General features: G+C 35.7%; 14 protein-coding genes and 1 tRNA gene. 8 read left to right on the plus strand and 7 right to left on the minus strand.

The annotated features are described in order from the left end of the window. Positions 1-59: 59 nt before the first annotated feature. The 4 genes from AAC084_RS06750 to AAC084_RS06765 form a co-directional block, all read right to left on the minus strand. Positions 60-734, minus strand: a complete 675-nt coding sequence (locus AAC084_RS06750; RefSeq protein WP_339838631.1) for a hypothetical protein — start codon at positions 732-734, stop codon at positions 60-62. Further along, a complete protein-coding gene (locus tag AAC084_RS06755) occupies positions 731-4,420 on the minus strand; it encodes a leucine-rich repeat domain-containing protein (RefSeq protein WP_339838634.1) in 3,690 nt (1,229 codons plus the stop codon). Before AAC084_RS06755 ends, AAC084_RS06750 begins: the two co-directional genes overlap by 4 nt. 124 nt (positions 4,421-4,544) lie before the next feature. Continuing rightward, positions 4,545-7,379, minus strand: a complete 2,835-nt coding sequence (gene polA / locus AAC084_RS06760) for a DNA polymerase I (protein WP_339838637.1) — start codon at positions 7,377-7,379, stop codon at positions 4,545-4,547. Positions 7,380-7,442: 63 nt separating this feature from the next. Continuing rightward, positions 7,443-8,429: a N(4)-(beta-N-acetylglucosaminyl)-L-asparaginase gene (locus AAC084_RS06765; protein WP_339838640.1), complete on the minus strand. Its 987-nt coding sequence runs from the start codon at positions 8,427-8,429 to the stop codon at positions 7,443-7,445. Between the two features lie 41 nt (positions 8,430-8,470). Here AAC084_RS06765 and AAC084_RS06770 point away from each other — a divergent pair, with 41 nt between their 5' ends. The 3 genes from AAC084_RS06770 to AAC084_RS06780 all read left to right on the plus strand — a co-directional run bounded on the left by AAC084_RS06770 (position 8,471) and on the right by AAC084_RS06780 (position 10,869). Further along, positions 8,471-9,193, plus strand: a complete 723-nt coding sequence (locus AAC084_RS06770) for a copper homeostasis protein CutC (RefSeq protein WP_339838643.1) — start codon at positions 8,471-8,473, stop codon at positions 9,191-9,193. 57 nt (positions 9,194-9,250) lie between these two features. Next, positions 9,251-10,480: a metallophosphoesterase gene (locus tag AAC084_RS06775; protein ID WP_339838646.1), complete on the plus strand. Its 1,230-nt coding sequence runs from the start codon at positions 9,251-9,253 to the stop codon at positions 10,478-10,480. A 92-nt stretch (positions 10,481-10,572) separates the two neighbouring features. Beyond that, positions 10,573-10,869 (plus strand): thioredoxin family protein, encoded by a 297-nt coding sequence (locus AAC084_RS06780; RefSeq protein WP_091623614.1) that lies wholly within the window; start codon positions 10,573-10,575, stop codon positions 10,867-10,869. A gap of 64 nt (positions 10,870-10,933) precedes the next feature. Here AAC084_RS06780 and AAC084_RS06785 read toward each other — a convergent pair whose 3' ends face one another. After that, positions 10,934-14,284, minus strand: coding sequence for a DUF2723 domain-containing protein (locus AAC084_RS06785; protein ID WP_339838648.1), 3,351 nt, complete (start codon positions 14,282-14,284; stop codon positions 10,934-10,936). A gap of 166 nt (positions 14,285-14,450) precedes the next feature. Between AAC084_RS06785 and AAC084_RS06790 the strand changes: the two genes are divergently transcribed. Beyond that, a tRNA-Gln gene (locus AAC084_RS06790) sits at positions 14,451-14,521 on the plus strand. A gap of 251 nt (positions 14,522-14,772) precedes the next feature. Then, a complete protein-coding gene (locus AAC084_RS06795; protein WP_339838651.1) occupies positions 14,773-15,105 on the plus strand; it encodes a hypothetical protein in 333 nt (110 codons plus the stop codon). A 66-nt stretch (positions 15,106-15,171) separates the two neighbouring features. Here the strand turns inward: AAC084_RS06795 and AAC084_RS06800 are convergent, their stop codons facing one another. Beyond that, positions 15,172-16,500, minus strand: a complete 1,329-nt coding sequence (locus tag AAC084_RS06800) for a cation:proton antiporter (protein ID WP_339838653.1) — start codon at positions 16,498-16,500, stop codon at positions 15,172-15,174. 222 nt (positions 16,501-16,722) lie between these two features. Between AAC084_RS06800 and rimP the strand changes: the two genes are divergently transcribed. Genes rimP through infB form a run of 3 tightly spaced genes read left to right on the plus strand, consistent with a single transcriptional unit; the run spans position 16,723 to position 21,320 of the window. After that, positions 16,723-17,184, plus strand: a complete 462-nt coding sequence (rimP, locus tag AAC084_RS06805; protein WP_339838656.1) for a ribosome assembly cofactor RimP — start codon at positions 16,723-16,725, stop codon at positions 17,182-17,184. A gap of 12 nt (positions 17,185-17,196) precedes the next feature. Further along, positions 17,197-18,429 carry a transcription termination factor NusA gene (nusA, locus tag AAC084_RS06810; RefSeq protein WP_339838659.1) on the plus strand — a complete coding sequence of 411 codons (1,233 nt, stop codon included), beginning with the start codon at positions 17,197-17,199 and terminating at the stop codon, positions 18,427-18,429. Positions 18,430-18,470: 41 nt separating this feature from the next. After that, complete coding sequence (gene infB / locus AAC084_RS06815; RefSeq protein WP_339838662.1) at positions 18,471-21,320, plus strand: translation initiation factor IF-2; 2,850 nt, start codon at positions 18,471-18,473, stop codon at positions 21,318-21,320. Positions 21,321-21,375: 55 nt separating this feature from the next. Here infB and AAC084_RS06820 read toward each other — a convergent pair whose 3' ends face one another. Then, positions 21,376-21,747, minus strand: a complete 372-nt coding sequence (locus AAC084_RS06820; protein WP_339838664.1) for an SPOR domain-containing protein — start codon at positions 21,745-21,747, stop codon at positions 21,376-21,378. Positions 21,748-21,903 lie beyond the last annotated feature (156 nt).

Below are 21,903 nucleotides of genomic sequence, written 5' to 3' on the forward strand. Positions count from 1 at the left end.
GCTATATGCTAACGTTTGTAAAATATGTTTTCGTCTAGCTTTAAATAAACTTTAACTTTCTAGAAAGCAAAATATGTTTCACTGGTAGACGAATTGTTGTTACTGTCTTTCGAAATTACTTTAATTGTATACTGCTGCCCCGCAGTTATGTTATAGGTTATGCTTAAAGCTGTTGTGTTCTCTAATATCAATTCTAAAATCTCTGTAGCACCGATATATACATCATAATTAGCCAAATCGTCATCTAAGTCTTCACCTACCCAAGAGGCGGTTACTGAACCATCACCATTATCTGAAACACTGATTTCTGCTGGAAAAGGAGCAAAGTTTTCTGTAGTTGAACCTTCTGAATAGAAGTTCCAAGAATCGGTCGATAAAGTGTTTGAATCTACTATTGCCGAAACAGACCATGAAAATTGAGTTCCTTTAGGTAACCCAACAGTAAGAGAGTTGGTATTAGCAGTACGTTTGTCAATAGTGCTGTTCTCTTGATTGGTAATTTCTAGCTCATAAGATGTTGCGTTGGAAGAAGCGGACCATTGAAATTCAATATTTACACCATCAGTACCATTGTCCTCACCTTCTGTACAAATTAAATTGTTATCAGGGAATACCAGGTTGAAAGCTCCCAGTTCTTTTTCCGTTTCGTCAGGTGGAGAAGGGTTATTGTTATCCTTACCTCCACAGGATGCCAGTAATATCGTTACTAAAATTAATTTTATAGCTATTTTCATTTTTTTACAAATTTAATGTTGATATCCTTTTCACCGTTTGTAATTGTCAATATGTAAATGCCTGGTGAAAGGCTTGATATATTCATTTCTAATATGCCGCTTGTAATTTGTTTGCTTTCTAGTAGTGCGGTTGTTCCGTTCAGATTAGATATAACAATTTGAGCATCGCCCATACTTTCAAGTCCCTCAACTTTTAAAACATCTGCAACCGGGTTAGGAGATAGGATGGCATTATTTACAATTACACTATCGTTAAAAACACCTTGGCATATTTTGTCGGTTTCAATAGATATAAGGTTTGAACCTTTATCCAATGGAAAGGATAATTGTTGATTGGTAGTATTGTCAAATTGGAACGAATAAATTTTATCATTCACCAATACCTCATAATTCTTACTTCCAGATACAACAATACTTGCTTTTTGTGTGGTATAATCTATAACTGTTTTACCGGAATTGAACTCTTCAGGTGTTTCTACTATAGCATTAAAACATTGTTCATAGTTTGGGGATTCTGGTATTGTTACGCAAACCGTGTAAGTGCCAGAAGAAAGATTTGACCGAACCAAGCCATCTGTGCTACTTATATTGCTAAATGTGTTGTCTAATAAAAGTCCAGTAATCTGTAAGGTATAGTTATAGTCTTCATCAAAAGAAACTGAAATTTCTCCGTTGGCCTTATCAGGGCAACTGGTGCTGGTCACTTTCACTTGAATACCGTTATTTGAAATTTCTGGTAAAGGATTTTGGTCCAAAGCACATCCTTTTACATTTACAGTTTCACCCGCAGGTGTATTAGGGCAATCATCATCAGCATCTATTACGCCGTCATTGTCGGAATCTGTAATTGTATTAACTGTGCAGCCATTAGCATCAACTGTATCTCCTGATGGAGTATTAGGGCAATTGTCATTTGTGTCTTCAACACCGTCATTGTCTGTATCTGTTGTAGCAACATTTACTTTCAAGACCATATTGTCCAAAAGAATTCTTCGTTGTGCCTGATTTGAAACTACCGTTACTCTTAAATCAGCCAAAGCATTTGAATCTGCCGTAAATGTTCTGGTCAGTGTTTGCCAGCCAGCATCTGTTGGGTCAATTGTAAAGATTTCAAAAGTTTCAAAAAAGCCGGTAGTTAATTCAAGTTCCAAAGAACTGAAAGTACCTTCTAAAACTTTGTAATCAATACTTATTAAATATTCGACACCATTAAACAATTCAATGTCATTTTGAAATATAGAGGAGGCGTTAGAGCCATTATCTCCCGTGGTTAACTCTAAGCTATAAAGTAAGTTATCACTAATGTCTTCATTCTTGTTCCAAGAGCTTCCGGGTATTAGATTTATGCCCCAACTTCTCAAATTAGTGCCACCATTTAGAGACCAATCTTCAAAACTTGGATCTTCTAATAGGTTTGATGTGTCTATGTTGATCTCACAACCATTCTCATCTACGGCTAACACCGTTGAAGGGGTATTTGGGCATAGGTCATTATCATCTAAAATACCATCGTTATCGGCATCTGCAAGTGCTTCTCCAAGTACACGCATGTTGTCTATTTGTATTATGCCCGTTATGGCGGTATTTGCTCTAATGACTAATTTAAAGATATGGTCTTCATCGATATCGTTTGTATCGAATTCAAATGAAAAGGTATGCCAAGCACCGTCACTTACAAACCCGACAAATTCATCAGCGATTCTTATACCAAACGGATTGCCATCTTTTGATATTTGTATCTCTGCACTTACGTTGTCACCTCTTTTTATTTTATAATCAAAGCTATACTTGTATGTGGTATTGGTAGCTAATTGTATGGTAGCTGTATTTTGTAATTCTGTTTTAAATTGTAATGAATTATTTAAATCAATTTCTAGAGAATAATTGCCATCTGTTGCTTCAGTATTTCTTATAATACTGTTTGCATTGGTGATAGTCCAGTTATTTGGTGTTAGGGGGTTACCTGACCAATTCTCAAAACTGAAATTTTGTAAAAAATTAGTTTGTGTTGGGTCTGTTATGATACAGCCTTGGCTATCTACTTCAACACCCATTGGTGTGTTCGAACATTGGTCAATATCATTCGGAACTCCGTCTTCATCATCATCAGTAGACGTGACAATGACCGTAATAGGATATCGAACAAGTGTTAATTCTGTGGCGATACTGTTATTTACTATGCAGGTGTAACTTCCGGCATCAGAAAGTGAAACATCTTCTATAAACAATGTACGTTGAGTTGCGCCAGTAATTTCAGCACCATCTTTTCTCCATTGATAAGAATTATGGGAGCTAGCAGTTTCTTCTACTTCTAGAGTAGTTGACTCACCTTTTATTAAATCAATAGTTGTTATATCGTCTATCCTAGATTGATTATTATAACGAGAAATGTTGTCAAACATAGAAATATTATCTTCTATGTCTTCGAAAATGAATTGATTGCCACTGATATTAAAGGAGGTTAAATTGGGTGAATCAATTAATGGAACATTCCCCGATAAATCATTCGTTGCAAATTCAAGAGATTTAAGATTATTTAAATTAGCTAATCCTGTAGGGATATTTCCTGTTAGGTTGTTAGAGTATAATCTAAGGTTTTCTAAAAGTGTTAAATTGGAAAAATCTATAGGTATAGTACCTTCTAAATCATTGGTATTGATAGCAAGGGTTTTTAAATTTACTAGGTTGCTAAATGATGGGGGTATTGTTCCTGTTAAATCATTTGAACTTAGGAATAAATAAGTAAGATTTGTTAAGTTCCCTAATTGTTCAGGAATAGGACCTGTTAGGTCATTTATAGAAAGAATAAGACTATTAAGATTCGTTAAATTACCAAGCTCTACTGGTATATTGCCTATTAGGCCAGTTCTCTCTAAGAATAAAGATTCTAAGTTAGTAAGATTCCCAAAAGATGTAGGGATTGTTGTTTCGAGGTTTAGGTTGCCTAAGTTTAATAATTTAAGATTACTAAGGTTGCCTAGCGCAGGGGGTATAACACCTGTAAACTCATTGAATCGAAGGTCTAAAGTTTCTAAATTTGGCATATTGCCTAATGCATCTGGTAAAGTCCCCGTCAAATTATTATTGTTAAGTCTTAACGTTTTAAGATTCGTTAAATTTTGAATAGAACTTGGAATAATACCTGTGAAGTTGTTGTAACTTATATCTAAATCTGTTAGATTGGTTAAGGACGTAAATGAATTTAATATGGCGCTACCAGTAAGTTGATTTCCTGTTGTAATTCTTACGACCTTTAAATTTGATAGATTAAAAAAACTTGCAGGTATCGTACCGGAAAAACTTGAAGATATTTCAAGTTGTTCTAATTTAGATAAATTACCAATGCTACTTGGTATAGAACCAGTAATACTAGAATTGTTTACTATAAGTAAGATTTTAAGCTCAGTCAAGTCGCCAAGGTCTTCGGGAATACTACCGGTTAATGAACCCTGCACGAAAAAATTGAACCTAAGTTCAACTACTCTATTTGATGCGTCTAATGTAACCCCGCCCCATGTACTTGTAGGAGCACTTAAGTCCCATGAATTAGTCCAATTGTCACCATCGGTAGCATTATAAATAGCAATCAGAGCATCTCTATCTGAAGCTGCATTACCTTGTGCGGAAAGTTGTAGATAAAACAAAAAGAGGGCTGCCAATAGCAGCCTAGAGTAGTTTTTAATCATAGTAATGGTTGTAAAGTGTCTATGACGAATTTAAAGGTTAAGATTATATTAACACAATTTTTTCGTTAAAATACTACAATCATAAACTTGTATGTTTTGGTAAAAGCATTACAATTAGCAAGTCTTAATGCGCCACCAACCAATTTTCTCCAACACCCACTTCAACATCTAAAGGAACTGCAATTGTAAATGCATTTTCCATCTCAGATTTAATTAAAGTCTTCAATTCTTCTAATTCTGGTTTGTAAATATCAAAGACTAATTCATCATGCACTTGAAGTAGCATTTTAGATTTGTAATTACCGTCTTCAAGTTTTTTGTGAATATTGATCATGGCAATTTTAATAATATCTGCTGCACTTCCTTGAATCGGGGCATTTACTGCATTTCGCTCTGCAGCTCCACGAACTATGGCATTACTGCCATTGATATCCTTTAAATATCTTCTTCTTCCTAAAACGGTCTGTACATATCCATTATCACGAGCAAAATCTACTTGTTCGCTCATGTAGTTTCGAAGTTTAGGGTAGGTCTTGTAATACGTATCTATTAACTCTTTTGCTTCTGAACGAGATAAGTCTGTTTGGTTGCTTAAACCAAAAGCAGAAACGCCATAGATGATACCAAAGTTTACAGTTTTGGCATTACTTCGTTGCTCTCTGGTTACTTCTTCTAACGGCACATTAAATACTTTTGATGCTGTAGATGCATGAATGTCTTCTCCATTTTTAAAAGCCTCGATCATGGTAGTCTCTTCGCTTAAAGCTGCAATGATACGTAGCTCTATTTGTGAATAATCTGCGGCTAACAACGTATAATTTTCATCTCTTGGAATAAAAGCTTTACGAACTTGACGACCTCGCTCGGTACGTATTGGAATATTCTGCAAATTTGGATTATTACTACTTAAACGACCCGTAGCAGCTACTGTCTGCATATAATCCGTATGAACACGACCAGTTAATGGTTCTACCTGTTCTGGCAATGCGTCTACATAGGTGCTTTTTAGTTTTGCAAGACCTCTGTAATCCAATACATTTTGAATGATTTCATGGTCTTTTGCTAAGTACGACAATACATCTTCTGCAGTGGAATACTGACCTGTTTTGGTCTTTTTAGGCTTGGCTACTAATTTTAATTTATCAAACAGAATTTCTCCTAGTTGTTTTGGGGAGCCAATATTAAATTCCTCACCTGCGGCTTCATATATTTTCTTTTCAAGCATGGCAATATCGCTATTCAAATCTGAAGAAAGTGAATTCAGGAATTCTTCATCCAAATTAATTCCCTCCAATTCCATATCTGCTAAAACACGTAACAATGGTATTTCTATGTCTTGAAATAATTTCTCTGTATTTGCCTCTTTTAATTCTGGTCTAAAATGTTGCGCTAATTGATAGGTGATATCTGCGTCTTCTACGGCATATTCTGTTTGTTTCTCTAATGGAACATCGCGCATACTCAACTGATTTTTACCTTTCTTGCCAATAAGCTCTGTAATTGATACTGGAGTGTAGTTAAGGTATGTTTCTGCTAATACATCCATATTGTGACGCATATCTGGGTTAATTAGATAGTGAGCCAACATGGTATCGAACAAAGGTCCTTTAACATCAATATTGTATTTATCTAAAACCTTAATATCATACTTGAGATTCTGACCTATTTTTTCTATAGTTTCTGCTTCAAAGAAAGGGCGCAATTCTTCTAAAAGTGTTTGTACTTCCTCTTTGTTATCCGTGAAGGGAATGTAGAATCCTTTTGTTGCTTCCCAGGAGAAAGCAATACCGACCAATTCTGCTGTTAATGGGTCTAAACCGGTGGTTTCTGTATCAAAACAAACTGATGATTGTTGCATTAAATTTTTAAGAAATAACTTCATAGCCATGCCAGAAGCAACACTTTGGTAAGAATGTGCAACATCTGCAATGGTTTGTCTACTTGAGTAATCTTTAACGGTAGCTCCAGAATCTGCTGGACTTCCAAATAATGAGAACTGTCCAGAACCAGCATCCTGATTTTCCTTTTTAGTTACTGGGGCATTTGAAGTTTGTACTGGGGTTTCTTCGGTTTCTGAAGAAAATAATTTTATAAACTGATCTTTTAATCTTCTAAACTCAAGTTCCTCGAATATTTTCTGAACTTCTTCGGCATTTGGTTCAGACATTTCATAATCGCTAGCATTAAAAGTAACATCGACATCTAAACAAATGGTAGCTAATTTTTTAGATAAAAGTCCCAATTCCTTATTGGCTTCTACCTTTTCTCTCATCTTACCTTTAAGTTTATCGGTATTTTCAAAAAGGTTTTCCATGGAGTCAAAATCAGCAATAAACTTTTTTGCTGTTTTATCACCAACACCGGGTAGGCCGGGAATATTGTCACTTGCGTCACCCATCATTCCTAAATAGTCAATAACTTGTTCAGGTCTCTCGACTCCAAAACGCTTTTGAATTTCAGGAATACCCCAAATTTCAATTCCGTTACCCATTCTTGCTGGGCGATACATAAAGATATTTTCAGAAACTAACTGCCCAAAATCTTTATCTGGCGTAACCATAAAAACTTTGTACTCTTCTTTTTCTGCTTGTTTTGCTAAAGTCCCAATGATGTCATCTGCTTCCCATCCTTCTTTTACTACTACAGGAATATGCATCGCCTTTAATATCTCTTGAATATAAGGTACGGCAATACGAATGGCATCTGGTGTCTCTGATCTATTAGCTTTATATTCTGGGAACAAATCGGTACGTTCTGCACTACCTCCTTTATCAAAACAGACAGCTAAATGGTCAGGTTTTTCACGGCGTATCACATCAAATAAAGAATTCATGAACCCCATAATAGCAGAGGTGTCCATACCTTGTGAATTGATTCTAGGGTTTTTTATGAGTGCGTAATAACCACGGAATATCAGTGCATAAGCATCTAATAAAAAGAGTCTTTTTTGGTCAGCCATTTTATAGTAATATAAGTGTAAGGGTTAAAAGTACAAATTGAATTAAAAACATTAGAAGCTGAATTAGCTTTCTAAATAACTCCCCGATGGATTATTTACATGACCATCTTTGGTATATGTTCTATAGGTGAACCCTGGGTGTATACAATAACCACCTGTTTCGCCTTTTTTGTTTATAGCGATAAAGCCTATTTGAAAATCTTGTTTCTCCTTATTTTTCGCGATTATACGTTTCACGCCTTCTTCGCAAGCTTCCTGTGGCGATTTTCCTTGTCGCATCAGTTCAACGATAAGAAAACTTCCTACGGTTCTAACCACTTCTTCTCCTACTCCGGTAGCAGTTGCGCCACCTACTTCATTATCAACAAAAAGTCCGGCACCTATAATAGGGGAGTCTCCAACTCTACCAGCCATTTTATAAGCCATGCCACTAGTGGTGCAAGCACCAGCAATATCTCCATCGGCATCAATGGCAAGCATGCCAATAGTATCGTGATTTTCAATATTTATGATAGGTTTATACTGCGATGTTTTTTTCCACTCTAGCCATGCTTCTTTTGATTCTTCGGTAAGTAAGTCGGTCTTTTCGAAACCTTGCTCATAAGCAAATTGTTCGGCACCTTTACCCGCTAGCATTACATGGGGTGTTTCTTCCATAACCTTTCTAGCTACGGAAATTGGATTAGCAATATTTTGCATCGCCAATACAGCGCCACAATTACCATCTTTGTCCATAATACAGGCATCTAATGTAACATTGCCATCTCTATCTGGTCTGCCGCCATTACCTACTGTACTATTGTTTAAATCGTTTTCTTCAATCATAACGCCTTGGTGAACGGCATCTAAAGAACTGCCGCCATCTTTTAAAACTTCCCATGCTTTTGCAGTTGCGTTATCGAAATCCCATGTGCAAATGGCGATAGGTATAACTCCTATAGAATCCGTTTCATTTGCAATTGTCTTTTCAGAGCACGATGCTAATAAAGGTGCTGATATTATGCCTGCAGCTACGGTGCTCGAATTTCTAAGGAACTTTCTTCTTTTCATGGGTTGGATTCTTTACTTTTAAAGACCCTAAATATAAGTATATGCTAGTAGAAGTTTGTGCTAATTCTTTAGAATCTGCCTTGGTCGCTGAACATGCTGGTGCAGACCGCATTGAGTTATGTTCTGAGTTGGCAGTGGGTGGTTTAACGCCATCTTACGGTTTGTTGAAGGCAGTTAAAGAACAGGTGTCTATACCGGTACATGTGTTGATTCGCCCTAGAAGTAGTGATTTTACGTATTCGGATGATGAGTTTACTATAATGATGACTGATATAGCGCTATGCAAAGAACTCGGGTTTGATGGAATCGTATCTGGAGTGCTGATGAAAGATTTTACTTTGGATGTAGAGCGTACTCGTAAGTTGAAATTAGCTGCTGACGATTTGAAGTTTACGTTTCATAGGGCTTTTGATTGGGTAGTAGACCCATTCAAAACACTTAAGCAATTAGAACATATACATGTAAATTATATTTTGTCTTCAGGACAGCAAAAATCTGCCTATTTAGGAATTGATTTATTGGCTAGCTTAAACAATCAGTCTGTTACAGTTCAAATTATGCCTGGCTCAGGAATTAACTCTGAAAATGTTGCTATGTTTAAGGAAAATGGATTTAATGCTGTTCATTTATCAGGGACGTCAATGATTAAAAGTTTACCAAAATCACCATTGATTTCTATGAATTCAAGTAACTTTTTAAGTGATGATTATCTAGCTGTTACGCAATTAGAAAATATTAAGTCTGTAGTGACTAAGGTTAAATAAAATGCAAATGAATGCCTATACCTGTGATATACAGATATCTTTGTGTAAAAAATAAACATGATACGTTGGATTATTTTTACCATAGTTTATGTAGCGCTTGGGTTTTATGTGTTACAAGCATTGAAAACGATAGCTAAACAACCGTGGTGGTCTTATATATATATTATTATTTCATTGGCGGTAATAGTCAATTTTATATATCAATTTACTGTAGGTGAAGAAGTTGGTCGAGTTTTAAGTATACCGAAAAGTTATGCATTTGGGTTTTTATTGACCATACTTACTTTCAATATTATTACCATTATTTTTTTGTTCTCAGAAGATTTATACCGAATTACGACAGGGCTTTATCAGAAAGTATATGGGGTTGATAAAGAATTCGGGTTACCGGCACGAAGGCGATTTTTAAGTTTAATTGCTATTGGTATAGCATCTATTCCATTTGGAGCTTTGTTATACGGTATGTATAAGGGTAAGTACAATTTTAAGGTATTGAAATATGATTTAGAGTTTGATGATTTGCCAGATAATTTTGATGGATATAAGATTACCCAAATCTCTGATATACATAGCGGTAGTTTTGATGATAGAAAGATGATTGAGTATGGTGTTGATTTAATCAATAAGCAAAAGAGCGATGTACTTTTGTTTACGGGTGATATGGTTAATAACATGACCTCTGAAATGCTGCCTTGGGCAGACTTGTTTGGTACTTTACACGCAAAAGATGGTGTGTTTTCCGTATTGGGTAATCATGATTATGGAGATTATATTCCTTGGGAAACAGAAGAGCTTAAAAAACAAAATCTAGAAGATTTAAAGACTTTGCAAAAGCAGATGGGTTTCGACCTTTTACTTAATGAACATAGATATTTGCGAAAAGGAGATGATAGAATAGCTTTAGTGGGAGTAGAAAATTGGGGTAAGGGCGGATTTAAAAAGGCCGGTGATCTTAAAAAAGCAGCTTCTCAAATCGATGAAAATGATTTTAAGATACTTATGAGCCATGATCCCTCGCATTGGGAAATGGAGGTAATTAATGATCCTTATCACTATCACTTGACTTTAAGCGGTCATACTCATGGAATGCAATTTGGTATTGAAATACCAGGATGGATAAAGTGGAGCCCTGTAAAATGGAGATACCCTTATTGGGCAGGTATTTACAAGGAAATGGGTCAATTCATTAATGTAAATAGAGGTTTCGGATTTCTAGGGTATCCTGGTAGAGTCGGAATATGGCCAGAAATTACTGTTATTACATTGCGAAAAAAGGCATTAACATGATTTTAACCCTTTTACAGGTCTACTAATACGTTGTCAAGGTTAGTATTTTAACATTTTTTATTACATTTGGCTAATATAGTAAAGCATTTTATATGTCCAAATTTGGTGAGCTTATAGATTTACAGGTACCCGTTCTTCTCGATTTTTACGCTGAGTGGAATGAACAGTCTACCGCGATGCATCCTGTTTTACGAGATGTTGCTGCAGCCTTAGGTGATAGGGGCAAGGTGATTAAAATTGATGTGGATAAGAATAAAGAGCTCTCTCAAGCTTTACGTGTTAAAGGTTTACCTACTTTAATGATTTATAAAAAAGGAGAAATGGTATGGCGTCAAAGCGGCGAGCAAGATGCTAATACCCTTATTGGTATTCTGAAAGAATACGTTTAGATTTCAATTAAAATATTCTATATAATAATAAAAGCTTTGAGCCTAGGCTCAAAGCTTTTATTATTTACTGTTGTGCAGAAAGACCCACGGTATCTTGTAATATATCTGTTCTCGTATTGTCTGGGGTAATTGTATCAGACATTGGTAGCGTATCTATCATATCCGGATCAGATTGGAGTGCATCATCAGGCAATTCCATACTATCTTCATCTTTATAGAAATGTTGGAACTTGTCGATATATTCATTGAATATTAATGTCTCTTTCTCAGCTGTTTCTTCAGTATCGTTAGCGATAATGATATCTATATTACGTCTGTAAGCCTCCATGTCGGAAATGATATCATCAATGCTACTGTATTGCTCATCTAAGCTTACAGAGGCATAATACTCTAATCGTTCTTGATACTTTGTCTTTAGGATTTCGAAAAGCGCTCGTGCTTTTTGGCTTTCGCCGACTTTATAATACCCATCGATAAATGGTTCTATTAGCGTATAGTATCCGAATTTCTCAACAGGCATATTCGTTATTGATATCTCAATAATATCCTTTGCCTTGTCTATTTTGTTCTCGTTGATTAATGCTTCCATTAATCGAGCTAAATTGCCTCTAAAAGATACACTTTGTATACGTGTTTGTGTGTCGTGGTAAATATCGCCACCTGCGTTACCCCAATCCCATTTTTTGACTATGTCATACATTAAATCAGTATCGATACGTCCTAATTCAAAAGAGTTTGGTCGTTCGGTTCGAATAGGGACTAATTTGTAGGCTAGGCCATCTAACTGTAAGTAATCTTTCATCCAAAGATATTCAGCGTCATCAAAGCTTCCTCCAGAGAAATATAAAGGTCGTTTCCAGTCGTTGTTAGCTAAAATATCTAACATCATCATGCTCTTTTTGGTGATAGCGCCTGGTAAATCGATATCGATGAATTCAACAATTAAGTCTGCATCTTTTTCTTTAACAAGTCCGCTATTCAAAACATTTTGCTTGTTAACAGGAACCCTAATTTTGTTAGTAGGGTAGTACACCATATTTTGAGTGTCCTCTGAATATTGACTTAAATCAGCTCCATTTTGTTCAAAAAGATATTTAAGCTTAGTTCTTGGTTTGTCACTGTCTATCCAGTTGATGAAGTCTTTAATTGGCCATCTGTTTTCAGTGATTCCCTGGTGATATAATACATCTCGTGAGCCCCAGCGGTATTTATCATGTGAAATTTGAGAAGGTATAGGCGCACTTTCATATGCCGCGACCTTCATTTGGTCTACATACCAATCTGTTTCAAAAAGGCTAGTACATACAATACGAACATCTGTTCTATAATGTTCAATTTCTTGTGCATACCAAATTGGAAAAGTATCATTATCTCCAATCGTAAATAGAATAGCGCCAACATCTTCTTGACATGAATCTAAATATGCTTTTGCAGATGAGTTTGCTGTAAATCGATTAGAACGGTCATGATCATCCCAGTTTTGTACCGCCATCACAGTTGGTACCGCTAGTAGAGTGACAACTACAACTACGGGCGCTAGTATTTTTGGAGTAATCCAATCTTTAAAACTGTCGTAAAGTCCATAAACACCTAAGCCAATCCAAAGCGCAAAAATATAGAATGATCCTACTAATGAATAATCACGTTCCCTTGGTTGAAATATACCAGGATTGGTATAAAATTGAATTGCCAAGCCTGTAAAGAGGAAGAAAATTAATAAGACCCAAAACTGTTTTTTGTCTTTCGACACTTGAAAAACAATACCAATAATACCGAGTAACAGTGGTAAAAAGAAGTATGTGTTTCTTCCAGGGTTGTTTTTAATGTCGCTTGGTAAATTGTCTTGACTACCTAATCGCCAGCTATCTAGGAAGTTTATTCCGCTTAACCAATTTCCATTATCGTTATAGCGACCTTGAACATCATTTTGCTTCCCTACAAAGTTCCACATGAAATAACGTAAATACATATAATTGAATTGAAATTCGATCATGTATCTAACATTTTCCCAAACAGTAGGTGGCTGAACTTCGATATATTCATCAAAACGTTTTAGAAAACTAATATATTGGTCAGCACCAATTTCGCCATTCGCAAAACCTACTTTAACCTGTTCTGCTGCTTGTCTTAATTCTTGATTCGGTTGTGTGATTCTAAAATCTAATGCTCCAAAATAACGCATGTAATTCTCGGCATTCTGTGAACTCCACATTCTAGGTAATAGACCTTGATGTTTAGGGTTAGGGCCTTGAACGGCATCTTTGAATTTGTTGACTACTATATATTTGCCTAAAGTGTAATCTTTTTCATATTTCGGTTTGCCATCTTGATCTTCACCAGCTGCAGCAAACATATCTGAATAATAAGTACCGTAGACAGGGCTATCTACACCAGGGTATTGCTCTCTGTTATAATATGCTAAAAGAGCTCTTGCATCTTCTGGATTATTTTCATTGATAACTACTTTGGCATTTGCTCTAATTGGTAGCATTAGCCATGAAGAAAATCCTAAGAATAAAAACATCATACACAGTACGATGGTGTTACCTGTTTTATAATTGTTTTTACGAGTGTAATTTAAGCCGAAATAGAAAACGGAAATAAATAGTAATCCTATAATAATGGATCCTGAATTGAACGGTAATCCAATACTATTTATGAAGAACACTTCTCCCCATCCAAAAAGTTGAAGTACGTAGGTAAGAGAGAACTTATAAACCAACATTAAAATGCCTATCACAATAATATTGGCTAACAAGAAATTTTTAACCGTAGTCTCTTTATACGTTTTAAAGTAATACAATAAACCTATAGATGGTATAGCTAAGAAGCCCATGAATTGAATACCGAAAGTAAGACCTACAACGAAAGAGATTAAAATAATCCATCGATTACCACGAGGATCTTCGAGATTATCTGTCCATTTTAAACCTAGCCACAGGAGTAGAGCCATTATAAAACTAGCAGTAGCATATACTTCAGTTTCAACGGCGTTAAACCAAAAACTATCTGAATACGTGAAAGCAAGAGAACCTACTAAAGCACTACCGAAAACAGCGATAGCTTTGCTATTGGTGAAAGGGCCGTCGTTATCAATTAATTTTCTTGTTATGTTGGTAATGGTCCAAAACATAAACAAAATAGTAAATGCACTTGATACTCCTGAAACTAAATTCACCATCATGGCAACTTTACTAGGTTCAAAGGCGAACATAGAGAAAAATGCGCCTATCATTTGTAGTAAAGGGGCACCTGGTGGGTGGCCTACTTGTAGTTTTGCAGCTGTAGCTATATACTCGCCGGCATCCCAAAAACTATTGGTGGGCTCGACAGTGATATAGTACGTAATAAGGGCTATGAAAAATACGGACCATCCTAATATGGTGTCCCACTTGTGGTAGTTCTTTGAAAACATGAAACTTGGGTTAAACCTAAGTGGCGAATTTACTAATTAATATAGAGAATTTTACACTATTTTTATAAACCTTTAACAGGGTGAAAGGAGTATTTTTTATTATTACAGTAAAAAATGTTTGGTGAAACCAAACTTTGTTTTAAATTTGCACCCTCTTAGAAGGTATTGGCCCATGGTGTAATGGTAACACTTCGGTTTTTGGTACCGTCATTCAAGGTTCGAATCCTTGTGGGCCAACTAATGAGAATTAAGAAAAACCCGATATCATTTGATATCGGGTTTTTTGTTTTTACCCGTCTAAGTGTTTGGTAGCACTTTGGTTAAATAAGCTTTTGAATAAGGTTTGTTCTAGTTGCTAATGTGAAGAAATGGTTATCTATATGTCAGTATTTTTGTACATTTAATCTGATAACGTTACTAATTCATCGGAAAAGAAACCGTTTCGATGTTGTTATGTCATAATTTAGTACCCTAAATAACTTAACCTTATGAATCTTTCTCCAAAAGTCTTAAAAATTTTATTGATTGTTGTGGTGCTTGGCTTTGGCATCGGTTTTTATTTGCAAGATGTAAAGCACGAAGAAAGTACCGCACATGCATGGAAGGCTAACCGTTATAATTTAGACCGATTTAATAAAATTATGAAGTATAATCAAAAAATGAATTCTACGAACTGGAAAGTTTTACGTGATAGTATCGACCAGGAATTAGATACCCTTATGATTCTTCGATTTCGGAAAGAGGTTGATAGTATGAATAGCGAGCAGCTTGAGGCTCACAGTGATCAAGTAGAGGTACATGCCTCATATGGTCCTCAGTAGTTTTGAAGAATTAGTTACCGTTATAGGTCGATTTCTTCTCTAAATATTCCCCTTATATTTTGTATGCTATGGATTAATATCCTCTGTGGAAGATTGTTGCTGTTTTTTGATATCATTTTCTTCTGATAGCTCAATTTCTGAATTTCGCAAAGCGTCTTCGGCTAAATTACGTTCCAAAATTTCTTCATCTATCTCGTCTAGCATTGTGCCCATTTTACTTTTATCGCGAATCATTGCCCAAGTCATAACTAAGCTCGTTGCAATTATTACAAATAGTAAAATTCCCGATTCAAATCCTTCTATTTGTGCTTCCATAGGTATGGCGTAGAATAGTAGTACGGTTATCAGTCCTCTAGGGGCAATAAAAAGCTGAGGTAGCATATCTTTTCCAACGAAAACTATAAGAACAATAAAACGTATGGCGTAAATTGACGCTATAATAAGTAGACTAACTATGGCTACATTAACACTTAATAATGTTGCTAGTACTATAGTGATGCCAAATATTACGAAAAAGAAGGTGCGAACAACAAATGCCGTCTCTAGTGTAATGATATGTAGTTCGTGATAAATTTGTTGCATCCGTTCGGTTTCCAAGAAAATTTTTGTTTTACCAGGGAAAAATAAATTGACATTCTTAACAATTAAACCGAATACGAGAATAATGATTAAAGAGGATAAGTGCATTTTTTTGCCAATTGCATATAGCAGTAGTAAAACAGCAATGAGTAAAAATAGTTTTGCCTGACTTTTAATGCGTTGAAATATTAATATAATAGCGTAACTAGCAACAATCGCAATGATTATAGTTAAAACTAAGTTTCCGGCAAACCCAGCGACTCCTGCATCTTCTGCAGGATTTAATTTACCTGTCAAGAAATAAAACATCATAATACCCATAATGTCAGAAAAGGTACTTTCGTAAATATGAAATTCTTTTTTAGCTTCTGCGAGTCCGCCAACACTAGGTATAATTATAGCGCTTGAAAGAATGGATAGGGGAGTCGCATATAGCCAGGCAGATTGCATGGTCATATTTGGTATGAATTGATAGAGAATAAGGGCTGCTATATATGCAGAGCCAATTAAGCCTATTAAAGCAATAGCCATTGATTTTAGAATAGGCCATAACTTTTCTTTTTTTAATTCTAACTCTAAAGCTGCTTCAAGAACAATCATGATCAAACCTACTGTTCCTAGAATTTCTAAAGAACCTTTGAAATCAGGAATCTCCGGGATAAAGAATTCTAAGCCGATTTTGATGAGAATTCCTAATACGATAAGCATCAGAACTGCGGGTATATTGGTTTTTTTTGAAATACCATTAAAAAAGAACGATAGTACTACTATTAATGACGCGCCGATAATTAGATTATATGAGGAAAGAATTTCCATTTGGTTGCTTTTTGGTTGACATTTAGCTAAAAGTAGCATAATTATTAGCTAACGGTCTTTAGATAAAGTATAAAAATTTCATTTGATTGTTTTGCTGTCAAATAAATAAGGAAAGAAAACGGTATTGTAGGAAATTAAAATTATTGTATCTTTGCAGTGCTGAAAGGATATAAAAGTATTCATGAGGGGACAATTAGTCCCCTCTTTTATTACTTATTATTTATGCTAAAGGAAAAAGTAAAAGAGTTATTGGAACAAGGTCTTGAAGAAGATCCATCTCTATTTTTGATTGATTTCACCATGGGTGCTGATAATAGCATTCACGTGGTAATAGACGGTGATCAAGGGGTTACGGTGAGTGATTGTATAAAAATCAGCAGGGCTATCGAGCATAATTTAGATAGAGATGAGCATGATTTTTCGCTAGAAGTTGCTTCGTCAGGAGCTGCGGCTCCGTTAGTAATGCCGCGTCAATATTTAAAGAATATTGGAAGAAAACTTGAAGTTCAAACAAATGATCAGAAACTTGAAGGTAATTTAACTGCCGTTAATGATGATTCTATTGTTTTGGAGTGGAAAGCAAGAGAGCCTAAGCCTATTGGAAAAGGAAAGGTGACGGTTCAGAAAAAAGAAGAAGTAAGTTTTTCAGATATTATTAAAGCAAAAGTTGTATTAAAATTTTAATTGTAATTACCAATGGAAAATATTGCGTTAATTGAATCTTTCTCAGAGTTTAAGGACGACAAGTTCATAGACAGGGTAACGTTGATGGCCATTTTGGAAGATGTTTTCAGAAATGCGCTTAAAAAGAAGTTTGGTTCAGATGATAACTTTGATATCATTATAAACCCGGATAAGGGGGATTTAGAAATTTGGCGTAACCGTATCGTAGTTAATGATGGCGAGGTTGAAGAGCCAAATGAGGAAATTTCATTATCTGAAGCTCGAAAGATAGAGCCAGATTTTGAAGTTGGTGAAGATGTATCTGAGGAGGTTAAATTAATTGATTTAGGAAGAAGAGCTATTTTGGCATTACGTCAAAATCTTATCTCAAAAATCCACGAACACGATAATACAACTATTTATAAGCACTTTAAGGATTTAGAGGGCGAGATTTATACCGCAGAAGTACATCATATTCGACACAAGGCTATAATTTTGTTAGATGACGAAGGAAATGAAATAATTCTACCTAAAGACAGGCAAATACCATCTGACTTTTTCCGCAAAGGAGATAATGTTAGAGGTGTTATCGAAAGTGTTGAATTGAAAGGTGCGAAACCTACTATAATAATGTCAAGAAGTTCACCTAAATTCTTGGAGCAATTATTCTTCCAAGAAATACCAGAAGTTTTTGATGGTTTAATTACGGTGAAGAAAGTTGTTCGTATACCAGGTGAAAAAGCAAAAGTTGCTGTTGATTCTTATGATGATCGTATTGATCCCGTTGGAGCCTGTGTAGGTATGAAGGGTTCTAGAATTCACGGAATTGTTCGTGAATTGGGTAATGAAAATATCGATGTAATAAACTGGACAGCTAACCCACAATTGTTGGTTACTAGGGCGTTGAGCCCTGCTAGAGTTTCTTCCGTTAAATTGAACGACGAGAAAATGACTGCTCAGGTGTATTTGAAGCCAGAAGAGGTTTCGAAGGCAATAGGTAGAGGAGGTCACAATATTAGATTGGCAGGTCAGTTAACTGGTTATGAGATTGATGTGTTCCGTGAAGGTGTTGAGGAAGATGTTGAATTAACAGAGTTTTCAGATGAAATCGATGCTTGGATTATTGAAGAATTCAAGAAGATTGGAATGGATACAGCGCGTAGCGTCTTAGAGCAAGATGTTGCGGATTTGGTGAAGCGTACAGATTTAGAAGAGGAGACAATTGTAGAAGTTGTGCGTATCCTAAAAGAAGAATTAGAAGATTAGCTATATATTAGCACTTAAATAAAGAACGGGAATCAGTATTTATGGCAGACAATGCGAAAATAAGGCTTAATAAAGTTCTTCGTGAACTTAATATTTCCTTGGACAGGGCAGTGGACTTTCTGAATGGAAAAGGACATGATGTGGAAGCGAGGCCTACCACAAAAATTTCCGATGATGTTTATCAGGTTTTACTTGACGAGTTCCAAACGGACAAAAGTAAAAAGGTTGCATCTAAGGAAGTTGGCGAGGAGAAGCGTAAGGAGAAAGAGGCAATTCGGGTTCAATTAGAAAAAGAACAAGATGATCGTCGCTTGGCTCGTGAGCGTAGAAATACTGAAGCTGAGCAAAATATTTTGGTTGGCAAAGTAGAACTTGCAGGACCGAAAATGGTAGGAAAAATTGACCTTAATCCTAAAAAGAAAAAGGAAGAACCTGCTAAAGAAGCTCCAAAGGTAGAATTAGCCCCAAAGGTAGAGGAAGCTCCGAAGGTTGAAAAGAAGGCGGAAGAAAAGGTTGTTGAAGCAAAAGTAGAGGTTAAAGAAACCCCTAAGGTTGTTGAAGAAAAACCTAAAGAAGTGCCTGTGGTTCAAAAAGCGGAAGTGAAGAAAGATGAGCCGAAAGCTCAGGAACCTAAAGCTGAAGTCGTCAAAAAAGAAGAGGTGAAAAAAGTGACGCCAAAAGAACCTGAAGTTGAGGTTAAGGCAGAATCTGATGAGCCTAAAACTATTGAGACTCAATATCAAAAGTTATCTGGACCTAAAATTGCAGGTGAGAAAATTGACCTAAGTAAGTTCGAGAAGCCGAAGAAAAAGAAAGAGGAGAAAAAACCAGTCGATAGAGCTGGTGTTGATCGTAAAAAGAGACGAAGAAGAATTGTAACAAAAAATCCTTCTGGTCCAGGTCAAACTAGAACGGCTCCAAGTACAGCGGATCGTAGTAGAGGTAGAGGTAGGTTTGTCGCAGCTGCTAAGGTTGAGCCAACAGAAGAAGATGTACAAAAACAAGTACGTGAAACCCTAGAAAAACTTCAAGGTAAATCTAAGAAGGGTAAAGGGGCTAAATATAGAAGAAGTAAAAGAGATCAGCATCGTGAGCAGACAGAGAAAGATCTTGAACAACAAGAATTAGAAAACAAAGTACTTAAAGTTACGGAGTTCGTTACGGCAACCGAGGTTGCAACTATGATGGGTGTTTCTACGACCGAAATTATTTCTGCTTGTATGTCTTTAGGTTTAATGGTGACAATGAATCAGCGTTTAGATGCTGAAACTTTGTCTATTGTAGCTGAAGAATTTGGTTATGAAGTTGATTTCGTAACGGCAGATATAGAAGAAAGTATAGTTGAGGAAGTTGATGCTCCTGAGGATTTAAAACCAAGAGCTCCTATTGTTACTGTAATGGGTCACGTGGATCACGGTAAAACGTCTTTATTGGATTATATCCGTAAGGAAAATGTTATCGCTGGTGAAAGTGGAGGAATTACTCAGCATATTGGTGCGTATGGTGTTACTTTAGAAAATGGAGAGCGAATAGCGTTCTTAGATACTCCTGGTCACGAAGCGTTTACCGCTATGCGTGCTAGAGGTGCTCAAGTCACCGATATTGCAATTATTGTTGTAGCGGCTGATGATGATATCATGCCACAAACGAAGGAAGCTATTAGTCATGCGCAAGCAGCTGGTGTGCCAATCGTTTTTGCTATTAATAAGATTGATAAATCGACAGCTAATCCTGATAAGATTAAAGAAGGTTTAGCACAAATGAATTTATTAGTAGAAGATTGGGGTGGTAAAATTCAATCTCATGATATCTCTGCTAAAACTGGTTTAGGTGTTAAAGAGTTATTAGAGAAAGTATTGTTAGAGGCTGAAATTTTAGAGCTTAAAGCGAATCCGGATAAACATGCAACTGGTACAGTTGTAGAAGCCTTTTTAGATAAAGGAAAGGGTTATGTTTCTACTGTATTAGTTCAGTCAGGTACACTTAAGATAGGTGATTATGTATTGGCAGGTACCACTAGTGGTAAGATTAAGGCAATGCAAGATGAAAGAGGAAACAGTGTTAAGGAAGTAGGTCCTTCTAGACCAATATCTATATTAGGTCTTGATGGTGCTTCGCAAGCTGGTGATAAGTTCTATGTGTTAGAAGATGAGCGTGAGGCTAAACAAATAGCTTCTCGAAGATCTCAATTACAACGTGAGCAATCAGTAAGAACACAACGTCATATTACACTAGATGAAATCGGACGTAGAATTGCGTTAGGTGAGTTTAAAGAACTTAACATTATTCTTAAAGGTGATGTTGATGGTTCAGTTGAAGCACTTACAGATTCTTTCCAAAAATTATCTACTGATGAAATTCAAGTAAATATCATACATAAGGCGGTTGGTCCTATTACGGAATCAGACGTGTTATTGGCATCTGCTTCAGATGCAGTAATTATTGGTTTTAATGTTAGACCAATGGGTAATGCTAAGGCAATTGCTGAAAAAGAGGAAATAGATATCCGTATGTATTCTATTATATATGCAGCCATCAATGATCTTAAAGATGCGATGGAAGGTATGTTATCTCCTGAAATGAAAGAAGAGATTTCTGGAACAGCTGAAATCAGAGAGACATTTAAGATTTCTAAAATTGGTACTATTGCTGGTTGTATGGTAACTAGTGGTAAGATATTTAGAAATTCTAATATCCGATTAATACGTGATGGTGTGGTAATTTATACTGGAACACTGTCTTCGTTAAAACGATTTAAAGACGATGTTAGAGAAGTTGCTAAAGGATATGATTGTGGACTTCAGGTTAAGAATTACAATGATATCATCGAAGGTGATATTGTTGAAGCATTCCAAGAAGTAGCAGTTAAGAAGAAGTTGAAGTCTAAATAGGAGATATACGAATTCCTAGTTTAGCTAGACTAAAGTATAAACCAAAAAAATCGACCTAATTGGTCGATTTTTTTGGTTTTAATAACATTGCATCAGGATATTTAATTCGTACTTCGTTGAACTTTCGTTCGGCGTCAAGCTTAGAAGTGAATCGGCCAACACGTACTCGGTATGTTGGTGAGTCAAAATCTATTTTTGAGGAAAGATCTGGAAAATCTTCTTCAACATTCGCTTTTATTCGTTGTGCTTTCGCGTAATCACCAAAACCTACTTGTATTCTATAGTATTCATTATTGCTTAATGAAGATTTATATATTTCTAGTAGTTGATCTATTTTTTGGTCTTGTTGAATGTTGACTTTAGCACCTTGTGAGTAGCTAAAATGAGTTAAACATGCAAAAAGCACCACTGAACTAAGTATTTTCATAACCTTTATGTCGTTTTATTTTGAATCGTTACAAAAGTAAATTATTAAGGATCAAACAAATAAATCAGAGTTTATTTAGAATATTTCTAAATTGTAAATTATAAATACATTAACATTTTTCAAATAAAGTCTATGTTGTATTTTTGTCTCCGATTT

The organism is uncultured Maribacter sp., from assembly GCF_963977385.1.
Taxonomy (GTDB): Bacteria; Bacteroidota; Bacteroidia; order Flavobacteriales; family Flavobacteriaceae; genus Maribacter.

What these genes read in the sequence shown, in the direction of transcription:
- AAC084_RS06780 (WP_091623614.1), top strand. Translation starts at nt 10,573, where the DNA reads ATGTCCAAATTTGGTGAGCTTATAGATTTACAGGTACCCGTTCTTCTC.
- AAC084_RS06750 (WP_339838631.1), bottom strand. Translation starts at nt 734, where the DNA reads ATGAAAATAGCTATAAAATTAATTTTAGTAACGATATTACTGGCATCC.
- AAC084_RS06765 (WP_339838640.1), bottom strand. Translation starts at nt 8,429, where the DNA reads ATGAAAAGAAGAAAGTTCCTTAGAAATTCGAGCACCGTAGCTGCAGGC.
- AAC084_RS06795 (WP_339838651.1), top strand. Translation starts at nt 14,773, where the DNA reads ATGAATCTTTCTCCAAAAGTCTTAAAAATTTTATTGATTGTTGTGGTG.
- AAC084_RS06800 (WP_339838653.1), bottom strand. Translation starts at nt 16,500, where the DNA reads ATGGAAATTCTTTCCTCATATAATCTAATTATCGGCGCGTCATTAATA.
- nusA (WP_339838659.1), top strand. Translation starts at nt 17,197, where the DNA reads ATGGAAAATATTGCGTTAATTGAATCTTTCTCAGAGTTTAAGGACGAC.
- AAC084_RS06820 (WP_339838664.1), bottom strand. Translation starts at nt 21,747, where the DNA reads ATGAAAATACTTAGTTCAGTGGTGCTTTTTGCATGTTTAACTCATTTT.
- infB (WP_339838662.1), top strand. Translation starts at nt 18,471, where the DNA reads ATGGCAGACAATGCGAAAATAAGGCTTAATAAAGTTCTTCGTGAACTT.
- AAC084_RS06770 (WP_339838643.1), top strand. Translation starts at nt 8,471, where the DNA reads ATGCTAGTAGAAGTTTGTGCTAATTCTTTAGAATCTGCCTTGGTCGCT.
- rimP (WP_339838656.1), top strand. Translation starts at nt 16,723, where the DNA reads ATGCTAAAGGAAAAAGTAAAAGAGTTATTGGAACAAGGTCTTGAAGAA.
- AAC084_RS06775 (WP_339838646.1), top strand. Translation starts at nt 9,251, where the DNA reads ATGATACGTTGGATTATTTTTACCATAGTTTATGTAGCGCTTGGGTTT.
- AAC084_RS06785 (WP_339838648.1), bottom strand. Translation starts at nt 14,284, where the DNA reads ATGTTTTCAAAGAACTACCACAAGTGGGACACCATATTAGGATGGTCC.
- polA (WP_339838637.1), bottom strand. Translation starts at nt 7,379, where the DNA reads ATGGCTGACCAAAAAAGACTCTTTTTATTAGATGCTTATGCACTGATA.
- AAC084_RS06755 (WP_339838634.1), bottom strand. Translation starts at nt 4,420, where the DNA reads ATGATTAAAAACTACTCTAGGCTGCTATTGGCAGCCCTCTTTTTGTTT.